This window comes from Methylobacterium sp. B1 (genome assembly GCF_000333255.1).
In the GTDB taxonomy this organism is placed as follows: domain Bacteria; phylum Pseudomonadota; class Alphaproteobacteria; order Rhizobiales; family Beijerinckiaceae; genus Methylobacterium; species Methylobacterium fujisawaense.
Map to the genome: position 1 here is coordinate 1 of NZ_BACT01000321.1, position 3,927 is coordinate 3,927.

Annotated in this window: 5 protein-coding genes; 3 read left to right on the top strand and 2 right to left on the bottom strand. The window is 72.9% G+C overall.

Translation table 11 applies throughout. The features are described from left to right. The 3 genes from I53_RS09430 to nth form a co-directional block, all read left to right on the top strand. Window positions 1-370, top strand: a 370-nt coding sequence (locus I53_RS09430; RefSeq protein WP_043349635.1) for a GTP-binding protein, incomplete at its 5' end; no start/stop codon positions are given. Between the two features lie 103 nt (window positions 371-473). Further along, on the top strand, window positions 474-1,337 hold the full coding sequence (locus tag I53_RS09435; RefSeq protein WP_043349638.1) for a hypothetical protein: 864 nt from the start codon (window positions 474-476) through the stop codon (window positions 1,335-1,337). Window positions 1,338-1,499: 162 nt separating this feature from the next. Further along, window positions 1,500-2,120 carry an endonuclease III gene (gene nth, locus I53_RS09440; RefSeq protein WP_251982269.1) on the top strand — a complete coding sequence of 207 codons (621 nt, stop codon included), beginning with the start codon at window positions 1,500-1,502 and terminating at the stop codon, window positions 2,118-2,120. A gap of 3 nt (window positions 2,121-2,123) precedes the next feature. Here nth and I53_RS09445 read toward each other — a convergent pair whose 3' ends face one another. Both I53_RS09445 and I53_RS09450 read right to left on the bottom strand, forming a co-directional pair. After that, a complete protein-coding gene (locus tag I53_RS09445) occupies window positions 2,124-2,441 on the bottom strand; it encodes an HPr family phosphocarrier protein (RefSeq protein ID WP_043349643.1) in 318 nt (105 codons plus the stop codon). A 129-nt stretch (window positions 2,442-2,570) separates the two neighbouring features. Continuing rightward, on the bottom strand, window positions 2,571-3,927 hold a 1,357-nt coding region (locus I53_RS09450; protein ID WP_187294328.1), incomplete at its 5' end, for a translocation/assembly module TamB domain-containing protein.

Sequence of the window (3,927 nt, forward strand, 5' to 3'; positions counted from 1 at the left end):
CGACGCCGCGATCCAGGCGATCTGCCTGACCAGCCCGGCGCCCGTGCCGCGCCCCGCCTTCGAGATGTTCATGGACCTCCTGCGCTCCGGCCACGGTCCGAAGCTGCTGCGGCTCAAGGGCATCGTCGCCCTCGCCGACGATCCCGAGCGCCCGCTCGTCGTCCACGGCGTCCAGCACGTGTTCCACGCGCCGATCACGCTGCCGGCTTGGCCTGATCCAGACCACACCTCGCGGCTCGTGCTGATCCTGCGCGATCTCGATCCCGCCTTCGTGCGCCAGCTCTGGGACGCCTTCCTGGGCCGTCCCCGGATCGACGCGCCGGACGCCGCGGCGCTCACCAACAACCCCCTGGCGATCCCCGGCCCCTGACGCCGGCGGGCGGCACCATCCTTGAAGCCATCGAGCCGAATGGCGCCCCTGAGGCGCCGGATCGTCCCGGATCGGGACGGATCGTCGACAGGCAGGACACGCGATGGTGCGACGCTTCACCGTGATACAGGGCGGCCTGTCCGAGCGGGCGGACGACACGGCAATTCCGGATGCCGGAGCCGGTCCGCAGGCCGAGACGTGGCGGGTCGATCTCCAGCGGCCCGGTGCCGTGGACGCGGCGGCGGTCGCCGCCTGGCGGGCCATGCTGGTGCGCAACGCCGTCAGCGATCCGCTGCGCGACCCGGATCATCTCCTGCCGCTGGCCCAGCATCGTCCGGCGGCGCGTTCCGTCGCCGTCGCCCTGGCCTGGAGCCGGGATGCGCGCGACGGCCGCGAGACGCTGCGCGGGGTCGTCCCGCTGGCGATGCCCCATTCGGTCTGGGGCGGCCGGGCCCGGCCCTGGCAGCCCGCGGAGCCTGACGCCGCAGCCCTGGTGGAGCACGCAGCCGCCGAGGCCGTGGACCGGGCCTTGCGGGAACGGCTCGGGGCGCTGCGCCGCCCGCTCCGCCTGGTCGGTGAGTCCGCGCCCGTGCAGGATCCGGGACCGCCGCGTCCCATCCTGGCGGCGAGCCGTCCGGCGCGACCGCGTTCGGTTCCGGCCGGGAACCTGATCGGCATCCGCCCGGCAGGCTGGGAGCCCGCGGAGTCCGAGATGCTGGCCGTGACCGAACCAGCCGCCGTCCGCGATGCGGTCGAGACCTTCCTCGCCCTCGACGCCCGGACGGCTGCGCGGCCGATCATCGCCGACCCGGCCGAGGCATCGCTGGTCCGGGTGGTCACCCGGCTGTTCGCCCGTCGCGGCGCGCTGCAGGTCGAGTTCCGGCGCCGGGCCGGCGCAGTCGTGTCCGGAACGCTCCACCTCTGCGCCGGCTCCAATGCGGTACCCTGGCGGCGGGCCCGGGCCTGAGCGGTCAATCCGCCGCGCGCAGGGAGCCTGTCGCGGGAGGCGTCCGAACCCTAGCTGGCGCCCATGACCCGCGACCTGACCCATGGCATTCGATCCGCTCCGCGCCGAAAGGCCGCCGCGGGACCGGCGTCTGAAGCCGGTCAGGCGGGAGACGCCGCCACGGTGGCCGCGGTCCTCGCGCGTCTCGCGGACAGGGATCCGGATCCGAAGGCCGGATTCGACCGCACCGACCCGTTCCGCCTGCTCGTGACCGTGCTGCTCTCGGCCCAGTCCACCGGACCGACCGTTTCGCGGGTCGCAGAGGCATTGTTCGCCGAGGTCCGCGACCCCGCCGGCATGGTGGCGCTCGGGGAAGCCCGGATCGTCGAGATCATCCGGCCGGTCGGGCTCGGGCCATCCAAGGCGCGCAACATCGTCAAGCTGTCGGCGGCCTTGGTGGCGGATTACGGCGGCGGCGTCCCGCGCAGCGCCGCGGAGATGCGCCGCCTCCCGGGGATCGGCCGCAAGAGCGCGGAGGTGACGGCGAACTTCGCCTTCCACGAGCCGGTGATCGCGGTCGACACCCATGTCTTCCGGGTCTCGAACCGGATCCCTCTGGCCCCGGGCCCGACGGTCGACGCGGTGGCCGACGGCCTCGCCCGGAGCGTGCCGGAGGTCTTCAAGGACAATGCCCATGTCTGGCTGTTCCGACACGGGCGCGACATCTGCACCGCCCGGAAGCCTGCCTGCCCCCGATGCCCCGTCTCCGACCTTTGCGCGTGGCCGGGCCGATCGACGGCCTAGCCGCTACTCGTCTTCGCCGAAGCGGTTGGCGAGCAGGGCCTCGATGGCGTCGAGACAGTCTTCCGCATCCGGGCCCACGGCCGTGACGGCGATGCGTGTGCCCATGGCGGCCCCCAGCGTCAGCAGGCCCATGATGGAGCGTCCGCCCACGGTCTCCCCCGCCCGGGTCACCGTCACGGCGGCGTCGTAGCGTTCAACGGTCTGGACGAACTTCGCGGATGCGCGGGCATGGAGGCCCCGCCTGTTGATGATCGGGAGCTTGCGGAGAAGGCCGCCCTCCGGAACCGGCGGATCGTCATCCGTCTCGAAAAGCTCGTCCATCGTCCGTCGTGTTTCCCGCCCGATCGGCGGCCCTGGCGGCCGCCTGTGCCGAACCTAAACCATTGACCGGGCGTGTCGATCCCGCAGCCTTGCTGAGGACGCGCAAGCCGGTCCTGTGGATCGGGCCGGCTACCACTCGTACTCGGCGCCGACGCCGAGGCTGGTGCGGCCGTCGCTCCCGGCCTCGCCCTTCAGCTTGATCCGGCGGGTGACGTCGAAATCGACGCCGACGGCCGTGTCGGCAGGCTTCGCCCCGGCCTTCACGCCGACGCTGACCCGATCCGAGATGTAGCGCGAGGCGCCGATCGCCGGCCCGCCGCTCGCGCCGGTGGAAACGTCGAGGCTGTCGAGGCCGAGGCTCTTGCGGGCCTGCTCGAACATGTCGGGCCCCGCGGCGCCCCCAGAGAGCTGGGCGACCGCCTGGGCGAGCTGCAGGGCCTGGAACGGCGACAGGCCGGCCGACGCCTTCTTGAACAGGATCCGCGACAGGATCTCGTCCTGCGGCAGGGCTGGATCCGAGGTCAGGGAGAATTGCGGTGCGTCCGCGAAGCCGGAGACCGCGATGCGGGCGGTCACGTCGGTGGCCTTGGTCTCGGCGACGAAATCGAGTTCCGGCGTGGTCAGGCTTCCCGCGAAGGTCAGCCGGCCGCGGCTGAAATCCAGGCGCTGGCCGACAAGTTCGAACTGACCGCGCCGCAGCGAGAAGGCGCCGTTCGCGTTGGGCGACGCGGAGGTTCCGGTGACACGCAGCGCGCCGCCGAGTTCCGCGTCGATGCCCCGCCCGCGGACGAAGATGCGGCTCGGCGCATCGATCGTCACGTCGAGGGTGGCGTCGAACGGCACGGCCGGCTTTCCGGACCGCCGCCCGGGACGTGCCGCGGCCTTCCTCTCCGCCCGCTGCGCCAGGCGCGCGCGCAGCTCCGGCGGCGTGTTGACGTGGCGGACCCCCGGCAGCGGCCGGATGGTGGCCGGGAGCCGATCCGGGACCGCGACATCGATGGACACGACATCCACGCGACCGGCGATCCGCGGTGTCCGCGCCAGCGGACCCGCAAGCGTGACGTCAACGCTCGACACGGCCGTCATCAAGGGGCTCGACACGAGTTCGGCCTTGTCGGCAACGACATGGAAACTGCCCGGGAAGTCGGGCGCGAGGGAGACGCGGCCGGTGACCGAGACCCGGCCGCCGTTGCGGGCGCTCGCGGTCAGGCGCTCCACCACCACGCTGTCGCCGCGACCGGTGACGCGCCCCTCGATCCCGGTGAAGCGGAGGCCGTTCAGCGGATCGGTGAAGCTGCCGCCGGTCAGCACCGCCGCGCCCTGCGCCCGCGGCGCCGCCAGCGTACCGGTGACGCCGCCGTCGATGGCAACCTTGCCGGTGACGCTCTGGCCGCCGACGCTGAGCAGGGAATTGGCGAGGGATGCGTCCAGGTTCCCACGTGCGCGCAGGTCCAAAGGGCCCCCTGCCTCCACGGGCAGCGATCCC